The organism is Pseudoalteromonas sp. MMG007 (genome assembly GCF_018100985.1).
Taxonomy (GTDB): Bacteria; Pseudomonadota; Gammaproteobacteria; order Enterobacterales; family Alteromonadaceae; genus Pseudoalteromonas.
This window is the reverse complement of sequence record NZ_JAGJEI010000004.1, coordinates 121839-140301: the sequence shown is the minus strand read 5'-3', so window position 1 is coordinate 140301 and position 18463 is coordinate 121839. Positions and strand designations below refer to the sequence as shown.

At 39.5% G+C, this 18463-nt stretch carries 16 protein-coding genes; 10 read left to right on the top strand and 6 right to left on the bottom strand.

The window, feature by feature from the left end; translation table 11 throughout:
- Positions 1–311: 311 nt before the first annotated feature.
- Positions 312–2573: a bifunctional diguanylate cyclase/phosphodiesterase gene (locus tag J8L71_RS07625; RefSeq protein WP_211000004.1), complete on the bottom strand. Its 2262-nt coding sequence runs from the start codon at positions 2571–2573 to the stop codon at positions 312–314.
- A 54-nt stretch (positions 2574–2627) separates the two neighbouring features.
- On the bottom strand, positions 2628–5351 hold the full coding sequence (locus J8L71_RS07620) for an insulinase family protein (RefSeq protein ID WP_211000003.1): 2724 nt from the start codon (positions 5349–5351) through the stop codon (positions 2628–2630).
- 192 nt (positions 5352–5543) lie between these two features.
- On the opposite strand from J8L71_RS07620, the gene sixA reads away from it, so the two are divergent.
- From sixA to J8L71_RS07605, 3 genes are read left to right on the top strand one after another with little or no spacing between them, the layout of a single operon-like run.
- Complete coding sequence (sixA, locus tag J8L71_RS07615; protein WP_211000002.1) at positions 5544–6014, top strand: phosphohistidine phosphatase SixA; 471 nt, start codon at positions 5544–5546, stop codon at positions 6012–6014.
- 23 nt (positions 6015–6037) lie between these two features.
- Positions 6038–6391: a RidA family protein gene (locus J8L71_RS07610; protein ID WP_211000001.1), complete on the top strand. Its 354-nt coding sequence runs from the start codon at positions 6038–6040 to the stop codon at positions 6389–6391.
- Between the two features lie 5 nt (positions 6392–6396).
- Positions 6397–7134, top strand: a complete 738-nt coding sequence (locus J8L71_RS07605) for an SDR family oxidoreductase (protein ID WP_211000000.1) — start codon at positions 6397–6399, stop codon at positions 7132–7134.
- Positions 7135–7136: 2 nt separating this feature from the next.
- On the opposite strand, the gene J8L71_RS07600 is transcribed toward J8L71_RS07605, so the two are convergent.
- Together J8L71_RS07600 and smrB are read right to left on the bottom strand one after the other, a co-directional pair.
- The gene (locus tag J8L71_RS07600; protein WP_210999999.1) at positions 7137–8078 is read right to left on the bottom strand and encodes an AEC family transporter; all 942 of its coding nucleotides are present in this window, start codon (positions 8076–8078) and stop codon (positions 7137–7139) included.
- Between the two features lie 15 nt (positions 8079–8093).
- Positions 8094–8651, bottom strand: coding sequence for an endonuclease SmrB (gene smrB, locus J8L71_RS07595; protein WP_210999998.1), 558 nt, complete (start codon positions 8649–8651; stop codon positions 8094–8096).
- 149 nt (positions 8652–8800) lie between these two features.
- On the opposite strand from smrB, the gene prmB reads away from it, so the two are divergent.
- The 7 genes from prmB (at position 8801) to J8L71_RS07560 (ending at position 15352) form a co-directional block, all read left to right on the top strand.
- Complete coding sequence (gene prmB, locus J8L71_RS07590; protein WP_210999997.1) at positions 8801–9736, top strand: 50S ribosomal protein L3 N(5)-glutamine methyltransferase; 936 nt, start codon at positions 8801–8803, stop codon at positions 9734–9736.
- A 61-nt stretch (positions 9737–9797) separates the two neighbouring features.
- Complete coding sequence (gene aroC, locus J8L71_RS07585) at positions 9798–10895, top strand: chorismate synthase (protein ID WP_210999996.1); 1098 nt, start codon at positions 9798–9800, stop codon at positions 10893–10895.
- Positions 10896–11016: 121 nt separating this feature from the next.
- Positions 11017–11400: a DUF4112 domain-containing protein gene (locus J8L71_RS07580; protein ID WP_210999995.1), complete on the top strand. Its 384-nt coding sequence runs from the start codon at positions 11017–11019 to the stop codon at positions 11398–11400.
- Between the two features lie 304 nt (positions 11401–11704).
- Positions 11705–12259: an elongation factor P hydroxylase gene (locus J8L71_RS07575; protein ID WP_210999994.1), complete on the top strand. Its 555-nt coding sequence runs from the start codon at positions 11705–11707 to the stop codon at positions 12257–12259.
- Positions 12249–13379: an ATP-NAD kinase family protein gene (locus J8L71_RS07570; protein ID WP_210999993.1), complete on the top strand. Its 1131-nt coding sequence runs from the start codon at positions 12249–12251 to the stop codon at positions 13377–13379. The genes J8L71_RS07575 and J8L71_RS07570 overlap by 11 nt, the downstream gene beginning before the upstream one ends.
- A 4-nt stretch (positions 13380–13383) precedes the next feature.
- Positions 13384–13659: a YfcL family protein gene (locus J8L71_RS07565; RefSeq protein WP_138682243.1), complete on the top strand. Its 276-nt coding sequence runs from the start codon at positions 13384–13386 to the stop codon at positions 13657–13659.
- A 136-nt stretch (positions 13660–13795) separates the two neighbouring features.
- Positions 13796–15352, top strand: a complete 1557-nt coding sequence (locus J8L71_RS07560) for an AbgT family transporter (RefSeq protein ID WP_210999992.1) — start codon at positions 13796–13798, stop codon at positions 15350–15352.
- Between the two features lie 802 nt (positions 15353–16154).
- Here the strand turns inward: J8L71_RS07560 and J8L71_RS07555 are convergent.
- Entirely contained in the window at positions 16155–17987 is a 1833-nt protein-coding gene (locus J8L71_RS07555; protein ID WP_210999991.1) for a DEAD/DEAH box helicase, read from the bottom strand.
- 161 nt (positions 17988–18148) lie between these two features.
- On the bottom strand, positions 18149–18412 hold the full coding sequence (locus J8L71_RS07550; RefSeq protein WP_004587283.1) for a GrxA family glutaredoxin: 264 nt from the start codon (positions 18410–18412) through the stop codon (positions 18149–18151).
- Positions 18413–18463 lie beyond the last annotated feature (51 nt).

Sequence of the window (18463 nt, the reverse complement as noted above, 5' to 3'; positions counted from 1 at the left end):
ATTGCGTTAAACATCTTTGATATACGACTGTATGGATATAGGAAGTAGAACAATTCAGAAGCAATTGTCTATAACGACTAAATAACACCTATTTTGAGCTATTAAACAAGAGGTTTAGCTTTACTATTCGCTTTAATAAGCTGTTTATTTATTGCAGTAATGTATTTTGAAGTCATTAGAAAAGGTATGTCTGTAAAGCGTTAGTTCTTTTTAGCAAGTGCTATAAACCCAGTAATATGGTGTTTGTTTGACCTACACTAAAGAAGAGTTCTGATGCGTATTGTTGGTTTTAGTGCGTGTGTTTGGCGCCCTTAATTAACAATTGAAATTGCTTTTTGTTTGGGCTTTGAAATTAAACTAGGCGCTGCTTTGGTTTGTTGTTGTTTTAAAAACTCAGTAAATTCGTCTTTTGATAATGGTTTAGAGTAGTAATAACCTTGAACTGTTTCACAATGTAGTTTTTTAAGTACTTCTATTTGAGCTGCTTGCTCAACACCCTCGGCAACAACATGTAAATCTAAGTTATGCGCAATGGTGACGATTGAGTCAACCATATTGCGGCCACGCTCGGTTTTCATATCATCAATAAATGCTTTGTCTACTTTTAAGGTATTAAGAGGAAACTGCTTTAAATATGCTAAAGATGAGTATCCTGTACCAAAGTCATCCATCGCTAAGTGAATACCACGAGCGCTTAATGAGCGCATAATAGCAATAGCATCTTTAGGATCATCCATTACTGTACCTTCGGTTATTTCAAGCTCTAAAAAATATGAAGGCAATTCATTTTTTTGTAAAATGACATCAATACGTGAGGTTAAATCAGGTAAGCTAAATTGCTTTGCGGATAAGTTAACAGCGACTCGGCCGCTAAATAAGCCATCATCTAGCCACTTTTTTACATCTCTACATGCTTTATTTAAAACAACTTCACCAATTTCAATTATTTGTCCGGTTTCTTCGGCTATAGGTATAAATACACCTGGGCTGATAATACCTTTTTTAGGCGTGATAAAGCGCACCAACGCTTCCATGCCAGTTAGTTTTCCGGTACGGATATTCATTTTTGGTTGGTAATACACTTCAAAATGGTCTTCTTTCAAACCAAAGCGCATTAAGTTTTCTATTTGTAGGCGCTTAACTGCTTGGCGGTTCATGGTGTCGTTGAAAAATAAGTAGCTATTGCCCTTCTTTTTCGCGTGATACATCGCAGTATCGGCATTTTTTAATAAAAGCTCTGGTGTATTGCCATCCTCGGGAAACAAAACGATGCCTACGCTTGAGGTAATTGCTAGTTCGTGACCAGCCATTTTAAATGGGGTAGCAATGGCAGCTAAAAACTGTTTTGCCATACGCGTGATTACATGTATGTCGTTTGTATCTGACATAACGAGTGCAAACTCATCTCCCCCTAAGCGATAAAACACATCGTTTTCACGTGTGAGCTTGTTTAATCGCATTGCTAATTTAGCTAACAAACTGTCACCAAGTTGGTGGCCTAACGAGTCGTTTATTTTTTTAAAGTTATCTAAATCAAACACTAAAAGGGCATGATGAGAATTCAGTTTTACAAGCTTTTGCAAGTCAGTAAAAAATAAATTTCGGTTTGGAAGGCTTGTAGTACGATCTCGGTTAGATAAGTTATGTAGCTGTGACTCTGCTTTTTTTCGTTCAGTTAAATCTGAATAAACAACAACATAGTTAGTTATTTGGTTTTGATTATTTTTAATTTCATCTATAGAAATTTCAACAGGCAATAAAATTCGCTCGCTGTTACGTAGTTTTACTTCTTGTTGAATATGCTCATGCTCTTTAACAATTTCAATCACTTTATCTGTATAGCTTTGCTCATATCCAGATAGGTTAAAATCTTTGCCTAAATACTGTTCGCGCACGCCACCAAATAAAGTCAAAAAGCTGGGATTTATATCGACTAATTTAAAGTTTTTGTCATAAATGGCAAGCGCATCCGTCAATGACTCTACACATTTAGCAAAGAGGTTGAGACGTTCCTCTGTGGATTTTAACTGAGAAATATCGCGTACCGTGCCAGTCATCCTTAAAGGGGACAAATTGGCATCTTTTTCAATTATTTTCCCGCGATCAAGAACCCAATGCCAGCGACCAAATGTATCTTTGATACGATAAGTGGCTTCAAAAAAAGCTGATTGTTCAGCAAAGTGCACTTTTAATAAATGTTCAACCTGATTAATGTCATGGGGGTGTATAAGGCCTTTATTTGGTGGAAAGCCCATTAACGTTGTTGAGTCCATTAAGTATTTATCGTTTATACGTATCACTTCGCCTGTTTTAATGTTCCAGTCCCACAGCGTGTCACCGCTGCCTTCTACGGTGCTTTTAAGGCGCTTTTCAGACAGTCGAAGTTGGCGGCGTGAACGTCTAAGCTTATAAATAATAAATAACAGGTACGGCAAAGCAAGCGCAATAATGGCGCTTGCTAATACAAGAGTATCGTTTGGGTTGTAATGAAGTGAAGACTCAAAGGCAAAAAGCTTAAATGAGCTAGCAAGTACTACAAGCATGCTTAATTTTATTATTGTTGTTTTTATCATTTATTAATTACTTCTAATTTACAAATGATAATTTAAAACAAGCTCGACCGAGAGTCAAAGAGATTGCGAGTAAAGGGGCATATTTTGAGATTTATTCACTTTTGCTGAGCTTAATAGCTCATACCTTGGCCTATCTTCATTAAATAATGTAAGCGCATATGATTTTAAATCTTTTAGAGTTAATGCGTTTAGTGCCTCTAATAGACGTTGCTGCATATGAAACTCATGATCTCGGTTACAAATAGCTAGCCATAGACGCTGCGATCTCAAGCGCAGGTTTTTATCTTTTTCGGCAATATGCGTACTTAATCCGTGCTTTTGTTGTTGCCAGTCTTGCTCATCGAGCGCATCAATATTTTCAAGGTAATTGTTAATGAAATTATTATGTCGATGTAATAATGTTTTAGCATCAAATTTAGGCGACTGTACGTAAAACGCTATACCAGCTCGAGTGTTAAAAGGGGCGTAGCCTGCCCCCACTAAATAGCCAAGCTGTTGTGTTGTTCGTAGTTCATTAAAGTAATCTTGATTAATTAAGTGATTGAGTGCCATCATCTTTACTTTTTCGGCTACGCTGTCTGTTTGCGCTTGGTAGTAAATAACCATTGCGTGGTCGCTACATGGGAGTTCTAATTCGTACCGTGTCACTTTTTTTATTTCAAATAGTGGGCGGCGCAAATCTTCTATAATAGTGGCATGTTTTAAGTGATCAGCGACCTTTTTTTGAAATTCAATAGCATCGCTTTGCTGCCAGTTACCGTGCAAAAAAGACTCAACATGCAGCGCTTTAAAAAAACCTCTTCTAAATTCATTAAACTGCTGAAAACATGTGTTTTTTAAAGCCGATGCGAGTTCGCTTGGCCTTGGGTTCCAAGGCATGATTTTAGCGCCTATGATACTAAATAGTTCACTCACTGGTTTATTTTGATTGCTATTGCGCCAATGCCTTACTAGCTGCTTTTTATATTCAGCAAATCGTTTAGCACAAATCTCTACATTAAATAGAGCGTCTATTAATTGATCAGCAAGCTCTAGTTGGCTTGATGAAAGTCCTGCTGTATGTAGCGTCAAACCGCCTTGATGGGATGTTAAATGGTAACTAAGTCCAGCTAATTCTGCCGGATAAAATTGCTCGCCAACACTATCCATAAATAAATCCGTGAATAGCCGAGTAAGCGCCATGTGTTTTACGTCTTTCACCGCGAAATCTGAATCCATAGCTAAATAAAAGTGCCCCTTAGCTACACGAAAGGTGTTGTCTTGTTTGAACCAAAACTCAAAGCCGGGCTCTTTAACAAGTAATTCAGGTTTTTCTTGTGGCTTATCGACATCGTAAAGCACCACTTCTTTGGTTAAATAAGGGTTGGCTGTAGGTAACAGCATTTCACTCAGGGGCGTATTAATATCGCTTAATGCATCAAGCCAACTTTGCGATACTTGCTCAACTTTGTATGGGGTATTGTACCAAGCCGTTTTGTGTTCCGGCTCTACATCTGGATGAATCAGCACAATACGCATGTTGTATGGTGTTAACCATTGCATGGCCATTTCATGGGTGCGCTTATTAAAGCCTTCCATTAGGTAATCGCCTTGCACGTAATTAGCTTCGTCGTAATGCTGCATGTTAATGCTTAAATTACTTACCCAGTCAATTAAACGCGATTTTTCTTGGTTATCGAATGCGATTTGTAAAAGATTTTTTTTGTCTTGGTATAAGCGCGGTAGCTTTTCAGTGTTGTTATTAATTAGGCAAATGTATTCAAATACCATTTCAATAATATCTTCAAAGTACTCAATTCCCTCATCAGTAAGGGCTAAACTAATATTAAAATCTTTAAAGTTACTACCATTAATACCACCACCAGCTGAAAGTGCATTGATCCAGCCTTGCTCTTTTAAAATTGAATAAAGGGAACCCGCGCCTTCATAGCCAAGTAGGTGAGCAATAAAGCTTACTGTTTTATGGCGATAAAAGTCGTCAATATTTGGCATAGCAAAACTAACAATAAGCTTTTGCATATGTTTGTGAGGTTCAATGTGTAATACCTTGCCTAAATCTTGTTTACGATAAAGTGGCTCGTTTATTTCTGGCTTTTCGAGCTTTTTATTACCGCTGATTGCGGCAAAATAGGTTTGCGTCCAACTTTGTAGTGTGTCTAGTGCTTCATTTGCACATATGACTAGTGTCATCCACTGGGCTTGGTAATGATTATTAAAAAAGTCACGCAGCTCATCGCTAATACAACGCTCTCTATCAGCTAAGGTTTGCAGGTTACCGACCGAAAACTTAGCAAATGGATGTGCAGGATTGACTGTTTCTTTATGTGCTTGGTAGATGCGGCGGCCATCATCTTTTATTTTTAGCTTAAACTCGGCCTCAATCGCGTTGCGTTCTTTTTCTGTTTCTGCGGGGTTTAATAAAGGTGCAATAAAAAAGCGGCTAAATTGTTCAAGCGCTTCTTCAAGCTTCTGGTTATTAATATCAAAAAAGTAACAAGTGTGCTCTGTACCAGTCCATGCATTCGTGTTGCCGCCGGCTTGAGAGACAAAATTATTAAAACTACCTGAATTAGGGTATTGGTCTGTGCCTAAAAAAAGCATGTGCTCTAAAAAGTGTGCTAAGCCTTGCCTATCAAGGGGATCGTCAAAGTGTCCGGCATTTACTGCCATAGAGGCAGCCGCTTTTGTTGCATCTTTATCTTGCACTAATAGTACTTTTAGACCATTGTCCAGTGTAATGGCGCGGTATGCTCTGTTATCATTGCGACTGATATTCAAATGATGCTCCTGAAATTAAACGTTTACTTGTTAACAACAGATGATGGCTTCAGGAAAGCGAAATGCAGCTTAAAGAATTACCTGAATCTCATGAAAGAACTATTTAAGAAATAAATAGGTTTATGTTGTTAATATAGCGGACAAACGGGCAAACTGGCTACTGTTTTATATTCTTTAATCGGTTGATTTTTTATGAAAACAATCCTAATTATGCGCCACGGTGAAGCAGCTCCAATGCAGGCTGATGATGCGGCTAGAAATTTAACCCAGATAGGGCATGACGAAGCCGAAAAAATGGGTATTTGGCTCAGTAGAAATTACCACCCAGATGCGTTGTTAGTTAGCCCTTACATTCGTGCACAGCAAACGGCAAATGGCGTAGCTAAAAATAATGCTTTTACATTTAGCGAAACAACGTCTGATGTTATTCCACAAGGGAAGCCGCAAGTTGCCGCAGATTATCTCGAAACCCTTATCGCTACACACCCTGAGTGTAATACGTGGCTTGTAGTTTCTCATATGCCAATTGTTAGCTATTTAGTTGACCAGTTGAGCCCAGGTAATATGCCAATTTTTAATACAGGCGCAGTTGCTGTAATTAACTACGATGAAGAAACCCGGCGCAGTAGTTATTTAAGTATTAATGCACCTGCAAACGTCTAAATAAATAATTGAGTAAAGTAAAAATGACTATTGAACGCCTTCAAACAGGTGCGCGTATGAGCCGCATTGTAAAACATAATGGAACCGTATATTTGTGCGGGCAAGTATGTGCAGATGCGCAAAAAGATATTAAAGAGCAAACACAAACCATGCTCGACAAAGTTGAGCAGCTATTAAATGAAGCCGGTAGCTCAAAAGCGCATATGTTAAGTGCGACTATTTATGTAAAAAGCATGGAATACTTTGCCGATATGAACGCTGTCTGGGATGCGTGGGTACCAGAAGGATATGCACCAGCACGAGCATGTGTAGAAGCTAAAATGGCACGCGATGCCTTACTCGTTGAAATATCTGTTGTAGCGGCTTTAAAAGCTTAATCTAAATGACGAAACCGCCTGTAGTACTTATAACCGGAGCAAGCCGTGGGATAGGTGCTGCAACAGCATTATATTTTGCAGAGCAAGGGTATAGTGTTTGTATAAACTATAAAACCGATCAAGCAAGTGCACTATTAGTTGCAGAAAAAATAAAGATGTTTGGCGCAAAAGCCGAGATATTTAAAGCTGATGTATCGTATGAGCCTGATGTGTTGGCTTTATTCTTATTTATAGATAAAACCTTTGGACGACTTGATGTACTCATAAACAATGCAGGTATATTAAAAAGTCAGATGACGTTACTGGAAATGGATGCAGAGCGTATAAATCATATCCTGAGTACAAACATTACAAGCGCATTTTTATGTAGTCGAGAAGCGCTTAAAAGAATGAATAGTGGCGCTAGTATAGTAAATGTATCATCGGGAGCTGCTAAAACAGGTGCACCTTATGAGTATATAGATTATGCCGCTTCAAAAGGCGCTATAGATACATTGACAATTGGTTTAGCAAAAGAAGTTGCTACGCGAAATATAAGAGTTAACTGCGTTCGTCCTGGACTGATTTATACAGATATGCACGCAGATGGCGGTGAGCCCAACAGAGTTGACAATTTAAAGCATAAACTACCGCTTGGTAGAGGTGGTAAGGCAGAGGAAGTTGCTAAAGCAATTTACTTTTTAGCTTCTAATGATGCCTCATTTACAACGGGAAGCTTTATTGATGTCTCTGGCGGTTTGTAAAACTACAAGAGTATGGCTAACCAAAGGGTAAAGCTAAACATACATAATATAGTAGATAGTACGACAGTTCCTGCAAGTGTTGCTTGATGCTGCTTTAACTGACTCGCAATAAGGTATGCATTAACCCCAACTGGTGATGCACTAAGTAACACGAGTACATTTCTTATTTGTTCATCTAATTGACAAATATAGGTTGCGACAATAAATACACCTGCAGGCAAAATAAGTATTTTTAATATGGAAGATATAAGTGCAGGCAGCCAATTTGAGGCAATTGTATAAAATACTAAATTGGCACCTAATACAAATAACGCACATGGAATAGCTGGTTTTGCTAATAAATCGATTCCCTTGGCTAGATCATCAAACAGCGTTATCCCCGATACATTTATAACTAAACCACAGCCAATACTCAGTACAATAGGATTTAGTACCATACTTTTTGCAAAGTTATACCATGAGAAGTCTTTGGCATTTCCTTTTGCGCCAATTAAAAAGGTGAGGGCAAATAATAATGTGCTGTGAAAGGTAATGATCATAAATGCAACCGCTATCATTTCTTTACCAAGCGATGCTATTACAATGGGAATGCCCACCAATACCATATTCGAATAACTACCTGCTAAACCAAATACGCTATGCTGTTGATAGTTTATGACCTCATTATTACGGGATGGCTTATTTAAGTAGAAGCGATCAATTAAAATGCCGAGCCCAAATATGCATAAAACAGGGATGTAAAAGCTTAAAAATGCGCTCGGGCTAATGCTCTGCTGCAAGTTTATTTGCGACATGTTTAATATTAAAAATGCGGGTAAACTGACATAAAAAGTGAACTTACTTAGTCCTGCTATATGTTGCTCGTTAAAAAATTTAAGTCGGCAACAGCTATAACCCAGTGCAACTATAAAAATTAATGGGAATATAATTGAAAAAATATGCACCGGTTAAGTCCTTATTTAACGTCTAAATTCATCGCTTTGCGGTAAATTAATTAAAATAAGTACAGCGCCTTTACCGCCGTATTCTAATGGTGCTTGGTGCATTGCAATTACATCAGGGTGCTGCACTAAATATTGAGGAATCTTATGCTTTAATATGCCGCCTCCAATACCATGCACTACACAAGCGCAGTAATAATGGCGTTTTTTACATTCGTGTATTAACCCAGCAAGTTCATCTTTGGCTATTTCTTTATTTAATCCATGTAAATCAAGGGTCAAGTCGGGAGCAAAATCACCACGGCGTAACTGTTTAGGTAAAAAGGTATCTTCACCTTCTTTTACGTAATTTACAGTGCCATGGGTATCAATATCGGGAATATACTCATCTGAGAAATAAAATTCAGATTGTGCCTGTTTTTTTTGCTGGGCAAATTGCTTTGCTTGTGACACCTTAGGCTTTGTATCAAAACGATGAGTATCTTGTTTAAATACCTTAGCGCCTGTGATTGTTAGACGAAATAAGTCTATGTCGTCGTTGCTTAGGGAAGATTGTGATGGTGTGTCTTTTTTCATAACTATTACCTAAACAAAAAAACGTAAAAACGCAGCGCAAAAGGCGGTACAATATCAAATGAAGTGCAATTGTAATTTGCCCAGCCAATATAGGCAATGCAATCGTCTTAAAGATTAAAACAGTCAGTAAGCTAAAACAGGTAAAATATATGAGTGATTTACAAATAGAAGAAGCAACACTTGAAGAAGCTGTTGCAGAACTGTCAACTTTACATGACTGGTTACGTTGGACTACAAGCCAATTTGCAAGTAGTGGTATATTTTTTGGACATGGTACCGATAACGCATGGGACGAAGCGGTAAGCTTGTTACTTCCTGCGCTTAGTTTACCTGTAGATGCGCCAAAAGAATTAATGCACGCGCGTTTAACAAGTACAGAAAAAAATCAACTTGCAAGGCTAATAGCCGAGCGTATTAACGATTGTACCCCAGTACCTTATTTAACAAACATAGCATGGTTTGCGGGTATGCCATTTTATGTTGATGAACGTGTATTGATCCCTCGCTCGCCTTTTGCAGAATTAATTGCTAACAGATTTGCACCTTGGCTTGAAGAGCCGCAATCGGTAAATAGAATTTTAGACTTATGTACGGGCTCTGCATGTATTGCTATCGCGCTTGCACAAGCATTTGAAGACGCGCAAGTAGACGCTGTCGATATTTCATATGAAGCACTTGAAGTAGCTGATATAAATATTAGCGATTACATGTTAAGTGAACGCGTATTGCCTATTCAATCAGATGTATTTAGCGGTGTACCAGGTCAAAAATATGACCTAATAGTGGCAAACCCACCGTACGTTGATGCCGAAGATATGGCTGATTTACCGCGTGAATTTCATCATGAGCCAGAGCTTGGTTTAGCATCGGGGCACGATGGTCTCGATGTTACTCGCACAATTTTAAGCGAAGCAAGCGAGCATCTAACTGATAACGGTTTGTTATTTGTAGAAGTTGGTAACTCTATGGTACATATGGATGCACTATATCCAGGCGCGCCGTTTGAGTGGGTTGAGTTTGAACAAGGCGGGTTAGGTGTTTTTGTAATTACTAAAGCACAGCTTGACGAGTATTTTGCAAAATAAACTTTAAGGCCGAGCCAAATGTGCTCGGCTACTTGGTAGTCATTAGGAATGAGGAAAGTTAATGGCAGGTAATAGCATAGGGCAGTTATTTAAAGTGTCCACCTTTGGTGAGAGCCACGGCGTTGCATTAGGCGGCGTAGTTGATGGTACTCCCGCAGGCCTTGAGATCACAGAGGCTGACTTACAAATTGATTTAGATCGCAGAAAGCCAGGGCAAAGCCGTTATACAACGCAGCGCCGTGAGAGCGATCAAATAAAAATATTAGCAGGCGTTTTTGAAGGTAAAACCACAGGCACTAGTATTGGTTTACTGATTGAAAATACCGACCAACGTTCGCAAGATTACGGCAAAATCAAAGATGTATTTCGTCCAGGTCATGGCGATTACACCTATTGGCATAAATACGGCCTGCGCGATTATCGCGGTGGGGGTCGCTCATCAGCTCGTGAAACCGCAATCCGTGTAGCGGCAGGTGCAATTGCTAAAAAGTATTTAAAGCAGTTTCATGGTATTGAAGTAAAAGCATGCTTAAGCCAACTTGGTCCTATTAAAGCAGAAAGTTACGACTGGGATGAAGTTGAAAACAACTTATTCTTTTTCCCCGATGCAAGCAAACTAGAAGCACTTGACGAGTACATGCGTGATCTAAAAAAACAAGGCGACTCAGTAGGCGCTAAAGTAAAAGTAGTAGCGAGCAATGTACCTGTTGGGTTAGGCGAACCAGTATTTGACCGATTAGATGCTGAAATTGCACATTCACTAATGAGCATTAACGCAGTGAAAGGCGTTGAAATTGGTGATGGTTTTGATGTAGTAGAGCAAAAAGGCTCAGAGCATCGCGATGAGTTAACCCCAGAAGGTTTTACATCAAACCATGCGGGTGGTGTTTTAGCGGGTATTTCTACAGGGCAAGATATTATCGCTTCAATTGCGCTTAAGCCTACATCAAGTATCACTATCCCAGGTAAAAGCATTAATACTGAAAACGAAGCAATAGAGATGATCACCAAAGGGCGTCACGATCCGTGTGTTGGTATTCGTGCAATTCCTATTGCTGAGGCGATGATGGCTATTACATTAATGGACCACTTACTGCGCCAGCGCGGGCAAAACCCACATGTAAACCACGAACATGGCCCAATTAACGGTTCTGTTTAATTGTTTATGATTATAAAAAAGCGCGGACTACCGCGTTTTTTTATGTCTGTAATTTGCTTTAAAGCCTTTCAGTAGTTGTTCAACTAAGCCCTATATACTGTAAGCATGGAGGGTAATAATCATGAACGATAATATAAATGAACACTCACAACTTAAAACTCAAGCAGCAATAGCGCGATTAGAGCGCTTTAGTAAATTAACCGATAGCAGCATTGGTATTCCATTTACTAAATTTAATATAGGCCTAGAGGCGGTGATTGGCTTAATACCCGTAATAGGAGATGCGGCAGGGCTTATTTTATCAAGCTATGTACTAGTAGAAGCGCAGCGTTTAGGCGTGAGTAAACGTATAAAGAGTAAAATGATTATCAATATGCTCATTGATTTTGTAGGCGGCTTAGTGCCATTTTTTGGTGATATATTCGATGCATTTTTTAAAGCCAATACCCGTAACACTCGGCTTTTAAAAAAGCACTTGAATAGCCAGCTTGTTAGCCAATACTAAAATTTATTCTTTAGTTCTTTAAATTTTAGTATTGTATATGCAATGTGTATTTGGTTACTGCATTAAAACTTATCAAATTACGTTTTCACTATAGGCGCAGCAGTATTATCATTTTGTGTTGCGCTGACGCGTATTGTTAGCATGGATTACTCAGGCATAAACCGAATGCTGCATATTAGTTTGCTTCAGAGAAAGATATTTAACAGTCCCACCACTTTTACTTTAAAGGTAAAAGCCCGTACAATTCGTCTCGTTTTTAATGCGCTATTTTAGCGCTATAACCGAGACGAATTAACCAAATCTTATGCACCAAATAGCTGATCTAATTTCAATTTTTGATACTGCTTTTTATCATAGCTATAACACTCGCTTAGTCAAAGGCGATGATGAGCCTATTTATTTGCCTGCCAATAATTCAACTGCATTTAATCAGGTGGTGTTTGCCCATGGCTTTTACGCGAGTGCTTTGCATGAAATAGCCCATTGGCTTATTGCAGGGGCTGAGCGTAGAAAGCGTGAAGATTATGGTTATTGGTATTGCCCAGATGGGCGAGACAAACAAAAGCAAGCTGAGTTTGAAAACGTAGAAGTAAAACCACAAGCCATTGAGTGGTTACTCAGTAAGGCCGCAGGGTTTGAATTTAATGTATCGGTAGATAATTTAAATGGTGAGCAAACTTGCCGATTTGATTTTCAGGCTAGGGTCCATCAGCAGGTTTTAATATTTATAGAGCAAGGTGTTAACGCACGCACTCATACACTATTAAAAGCGCTAAGTAATTTTTATAATACGCCTTGGCCATTAACTGCTCAGCAATTTAATTGGCATCACCCACAGGAGTTGAAAAATGCAGTTTAAGTTAGGCTTAATCATTAACCCTGTAGCAGGTCTTGGCGGTAGTGTTGCCTTAAAAGGTAGTGACGGTGAAAATACAGCTGCAAAGGCTATTGAGTTAGGCGCGCAAGCTAAGGCCAACAGCCGTACTCAAGCAGCGCTTGAAGTGCTATTACCTTATAAAAGTCTGCTTACAATTTACACCGTAAATAGCGATATGGGCGAGCACGCAGCAAAAGCGCTGGGTTTCAATGTTGAAGTTGTTTATAGCGCAAATACACTAACAACGCCTAATGACACTGAAACAGCAGCCAAAATACTCAAAAGCTTAGGCGTAGACCTATTACTCTTTGCTGGTGGCGATGGTACTGCACGCAATATTTGCCACGCCATAGAAGATACTGTCCCCGTGCTTGGCATACCCGCAGGCTGTAAAATTCACTCTGGGGTATATGCTATTACACCTAAAGCCGCTGGCCGCGTAGTAGAAATGCTAGTAAAAGGCGAGCTGGTTACGCTTGCAGATGCTGACGTAATGGATATTGACGAAGAGGCGTTTAGGCAAGGCACCGTAAAAGCTAAACGCTATGGTGAAATGCAAATACCAAGCGAGGTACGTTATGTACAAGCAGTTAAAAATGGTGGTAAAGAAACAGACGAATTAGTGCTTGCCGATATTGCAGCGCATGTGGTTAGCGAAATGGATGAAGACGCTTATTACATTATGGGTAGTGGCTCAACTGTTGAAGCAATAATGCAAGAAATGGGGCTGGATAATACTTTATTGGGCGTAGATTTAATTAAAGATCAAACCCTTATAGCGCAAGATTTAACGGCTGACCAACTACTTGATTACACCCGCAGTCAAGCAACTCAACTCGTTATTACGCTCATCGGTGGGCAAGGGCATATTTTTGGCCGAGGTAATCAGCAATTAAGCCCTGAGCTTATTCGCAGCATAGGTAAAGACAATATTATCGTAGTGGCTACTAAAACCAAATTACAAGCGCTGAATGGCCGTCCACTTATTTGTGATACAGGCGACAGCACTTTAGACGACGAATTAACAGGTTACATTAAAGTAACCACCGGCTATAACGACCATATTATGTATGCTGTCGGTTATGATAACCAGGAGAAGTAACACAATGAGTTTAGTGAATTATATTGATGCTGCGCAGCAATACTTTGATGATTTAGTAATAAAAGCAACCGATGATGAGCTGTTTGCTGGCGGTTATTTACGAGGTCATTTTGACCTTGCCGTAGGTTATGCAGAAGTAGAAGAGCTTACAATTTCTATTGATGAGCTCAATGAAACCGTAGAGCAAAGCTTAGTTAAAGCTTACCGTAATGGTGAACTCAATGAAGAAGATAAAACACTAGTTGTGCGCCTGTGGGAAGAAGTAAAAGCACTTGCTTAACTAAAATCCATCTAATATCCATTAGAGCGGCTTAATATATTAAGCCGCTTTTTTGTGCCCAAAATAGATTTATTGGTTAATTTACTGTTGCATCTTAATGGTATATTGTTACGGAAATCTATTTTGGGAGCTATTAATGAATAACAATAATCAAGCTGCAGTACCTTCGGGGCTCATTGCTCGCTTTTTAAATTTTGTGGAGCGAGTAGGTAACAAGCTCCCCGATCCCGCTATTATCTTTTTATTTGCAATGTTACTTATTTGGTTATGCTCGTGGTGGTTATCAGGTGTAAGTTTTGAAGCCCTTGATCCACGTACAGGCCAAGCCATCGTTGTAAATAACTTATTAGAAGGCGACTCACTCGCTTCGTTTTTATCCTCTATGGTAATAACATTTACAGGCTTTGCTCCATTAGGCGTGGTACTGGTTGCTATGTTAGGTGTTGGTGTAGCTGAGCACTCGGGTTATATCAATACAGGCCTTAAGCTCATGCTAAAGGTAACGCCTAAACAGTTACTAACACCGTCAGTAATTTTAGTTGCTATTGTAAGCCATACAGCAACCGATGCAGGCTATGTTTTAGTGATCCCTTTAGCGGGAGTTATATTTTTTGCCGCTGGACGACACCCATTAGCAGGTATTGCTGCCGCATTTGCCGGCGTAAGCGGCGGGTTTGGTGCTAACTTTATTCCATCAGGGATAGACCCATTACTGCAAAGCTTTACGCAAAGCGCGGCGCAAATTATTAACCCCGATATGTCGATTAACCCCCTTAATAATTGGGCATTTACTTCTGCGTCGAGCTTATTTATTGTGCTACTAGGTTGGTATATTACTGACAAAATAATTGAGCCACGTTTAAAAAATACACCGCTTAATGAAGATACTCAAAACTTACCCGCGTTTGATGAAGCTAAAAGTGATGAAAAGCGCGCCTTTTTTATAGCCAGTAGCGTAATGATTGCAGGGCTTGTATTACTTGCATTTGTGTCTGCCCCAGCCGATTCAGTAATGCGCAGCGCCGATGGCTCACTGACTAATTTTAGATCGCCCCTTATGCAATCTATTGTGCCGTTAATCTTTTTATTATTTTGGATACCTGGTGCCGTGTATGGTTTTACTGTCGGTACCTTTAAAACCTCAAAAGATATGATAGACGCCATGAGCACCGCGATGAGTGGTATGGCTTATTACATTGTTATGGCGTTCTTTTGTGCGCTGTTTATTGCTGCGTTTTCTAAGTCTAACTTAGGGGCGTTAATGGCCATTGAAGGGGCACAGCTTTTAAAAGCAATGGAGCTGCCTAGCGCCGTAACTGTTGTGGGTATTATATTTCTAACCGGCTTTGTAAATTTATTTGTTGGCTCAAGCTCAGCAAAATGGGCGTTACTCGGGCCTATTTTTGTACCAATGTTAATGCAACTAGGTATATCACCCGATTTAACCCAAGCTGCTTACAGAATAGGAGATTCTAGCTCAAACATTATCACCCCACTCATGCCGTACTTCCCATTGGTTGTGGTGTACTGCCAAAAGTATGTAAAAGACACCGGTATAGGCACGCTTATCGCGCTTATGATCCCCTACTCAATCGCGTTTATGATTGGTTGGAGTATATTCTTGTTAGGGTATTGGGCACTCAGTATTCCGTTAGGGTTAGATGCGAGTTACGTTTATCCGGCGTTACCTTAACTTAAACCCTAATTTATGAACCTCACTCACTTGAGTGAGGTTTTTATATAAAAATACTACAATGTAAAAGGAAGTTTTAATTACCTTTCTAAATCTCTCACTATATAGCCAAACAAACTGGCCTCACCAACGATATACACATAATCGTTTTTGTTGTTCATTATTGTAGACTTATCGTCGTACCATCTAAAATCGTGAATTTCATTCGTTTTAGGATCTTTAAAGTATAAACGAGTACAACTATCTTCATACTCAGTGCCACACTCTTGTACATCTGTGAGGATATATTCCTTATACCAATAGTCGCCTTGCGTGTAGTAAGCCCATAATTTAATAGGAACAGAGAATAAAAAATAGAGGCTTGCATAGATTAACAAAGGGAGTAATGGGTACGCGAAGATTAGAGATAACTTTGTTTTTGTATCTGAAACACTATATTTAATATGCTCTCTGTATTTACTGCAGCGTCTATATTTATTGAATATAAGTATATTTAAGTAGATAAATACTGCACAACAGATAATAGGGAGGGTTATAAAGAAAACAACGTCGTATAGTCCATTTGAGATGAATGGTGGGTCTGTAAAGTCCATTAAAATAGGTATAGTGATGCATAATAAAATGGGGAGTACTATTGCTACAAATAGCAAATTGTCGTAAATCTTTTTCAATTTTAATTCGTCCGTGAATTATAGCATTTGCTTAGTTTATAGAATTTTTGTTTTTACTGAAGCAGTGGCTTTAAAACAAAAAAACCTTGGCACTTTCATGACAAGGTTTTTTACAACATAAGCTATAAAGCTTAGTTAGATGTGAAGCTCACTGGGCGACGTTCTTTACGAGGACCGCCACGCTTATCACCGCGTTGGTTGTCTTTGTTAAAACTACGCTTTTTATCACCACTTGGGCGTTCAGAACGCTCGCCACGTGGCTCAGCAGGGCCTTGATCTTGTGTAATTGTCATACCCATAGGGCGTTTACAAATAAACACTTTTTGGAAGTGATCAAGTACATCTTTAGGCATGTTTTGCGGTAACTGTACCGTACTGTGACTGTCGTGAAGACGGATGTCACCAATAAACTTGCTCGAGATGTCAGCTTCGTTAGCAATAGCGCCAACAATGTTTTTAACCTGTACGCCATGCTCACGACCCACTTCGATACGGTAAGTATCCATAGGTCCAGCATCACGGCTGTTGCGTTCACGAGGTTTACGTTCTGCACGCTCACCACCACGTTCGCCACCGCGCTCGTTACGACGTCCGCGATCTCCACGGTCATTGCGTGAGTTGCGGTCATTACGTTCGCGAGGTTGAATTTTAACTTCTTCAACTTTAATTGGTGATTGTTGCTGTGCTAAACACAATAACGCACCCGCTAAGTCTTCAGGAGCAAGCTCAAGTTTTTGAGCCATATTTGCAGCTACTTCGTTGAAGAACGTAATATCTTTGTTTTCAAGTGCAAGCGTAAGCTTTTCTTGTAATGCATTGATACGTTTTTCTTCAACTACTTTAGCTGTAGGTAATTCAACCTGAGCAATTTCAGATTTAGTATGACGAATGATATTTTTAAGTAAATAACGTTCGTTATGCTTAACGAATAAAATTGCTTTACCAGTACGACCTGCACGACCTGTACGGCCAATACGGTGGACGTAGGCTTCAGAATCTTGTGGGATATCGTAGTTGATAACTAAGCTTAAGCGGTCTACATCAAGACCACGTGCTGCTACGTCTGTTGCAATAACAACGTTTAGCATGCCATTTTTTAAGCGATCTACAGTGCGCTCACGCGCTTGCTGGTTCATGTCACCGTTAAGTGGAGCTGCAGAGAAACCTTCGCGCTCTAATAATTCAGCAAGTTGGACTGTATCGTTACGAGTACGTACGAAAACAATAGCACCTTCATATTGCTCAGCTTCTAAGAAACGAACAATCGCTTTGTTTTTGTGTACGTGTGCATTCCAAAACACTTGCTCAACAGATGATACTGTAGAGTTACGCGCAGAAATATGAACCTGTTCAGGGTTATTCATATATTTGCTGCTGATGTTTTGAATTTGCTTAGGCATGGTCGCAGAGAAAAGACATGTTTGCTTTTCACGTGGCGTTTTTTCCATGATGTTTTCAACATCATCGATAAAGCCCATACGTAACATTTCATCGGCTTCATCAAGTACAAGTGCTTGTAAAGCATCAAACTTGATAGTGCCACGGTTAATGTGATCAATTAAGCGACCAGGTGTCGCAACAATAATTTGTGCGCCACGACGAAGTGCGCTTAATTGAATGCTGTAGCTTTGGCCACCATAAAGTGCCAATACTTCTACACCACGAGTGTGTTTTGCATATTGTTCAAATGCCTCAGCAACTTGGATCGCAAGCTCACGTGTTGGAGTGAGTACAAGGATCTGTGGCTGTTTCACAGACGGGTCAATATTATTTAGTAATGGCAGTGCAAATGCTGCTGTTTTACCTGTACCCGTTTGTGCTAGTCCCAGTACGTCCTTTCTTTCTAGCAATAACGGTATACATTGAGCTTGGATTTCAGATGGTGTCTTGTAACCCAACTCTTCAACTGCCTTCAAAATTGCAGGAGAAAGATTTAGAGATTCAAACGTGACTGGTTCTGACATTAATACGCCTCAACGAATTTAAAGAGGCGCGCATTATATAGGATTCACGAGGCAAATGCTTGTATAAATTACAACTAATTTGTATGTGATTGATGTTGGTCGAAATTTAACCAGTTTAATTGTTTGATTTATTAAACTGGTTAACAGGTTGGCTACAAACCTTATTTATAAAGACCTAGGTTTTCTTTAGCGTATGCTTCAAATTCTGTAAATCCACCGATGTGAGTTTGGTCTACAAAAATCTGTGGGACAGTTGGGCAAGGTTTGCCTGCTGATTTTTCAAGGTCAGCTTTGCTGATACCTTCTTTGATGATATCGATATAGCGAAATTTAAAATCGTCGCGTTCATTTGATAGTTGCTCGGCAACGTCTTTAGCACGTACACAAAATGGACAGCCTTCACGGCCAAAAATTACTGTAAGCATAGTTGTCTCCTCAATTTAATTAGTATCATTTTAAGCGATTAAAAAATTATT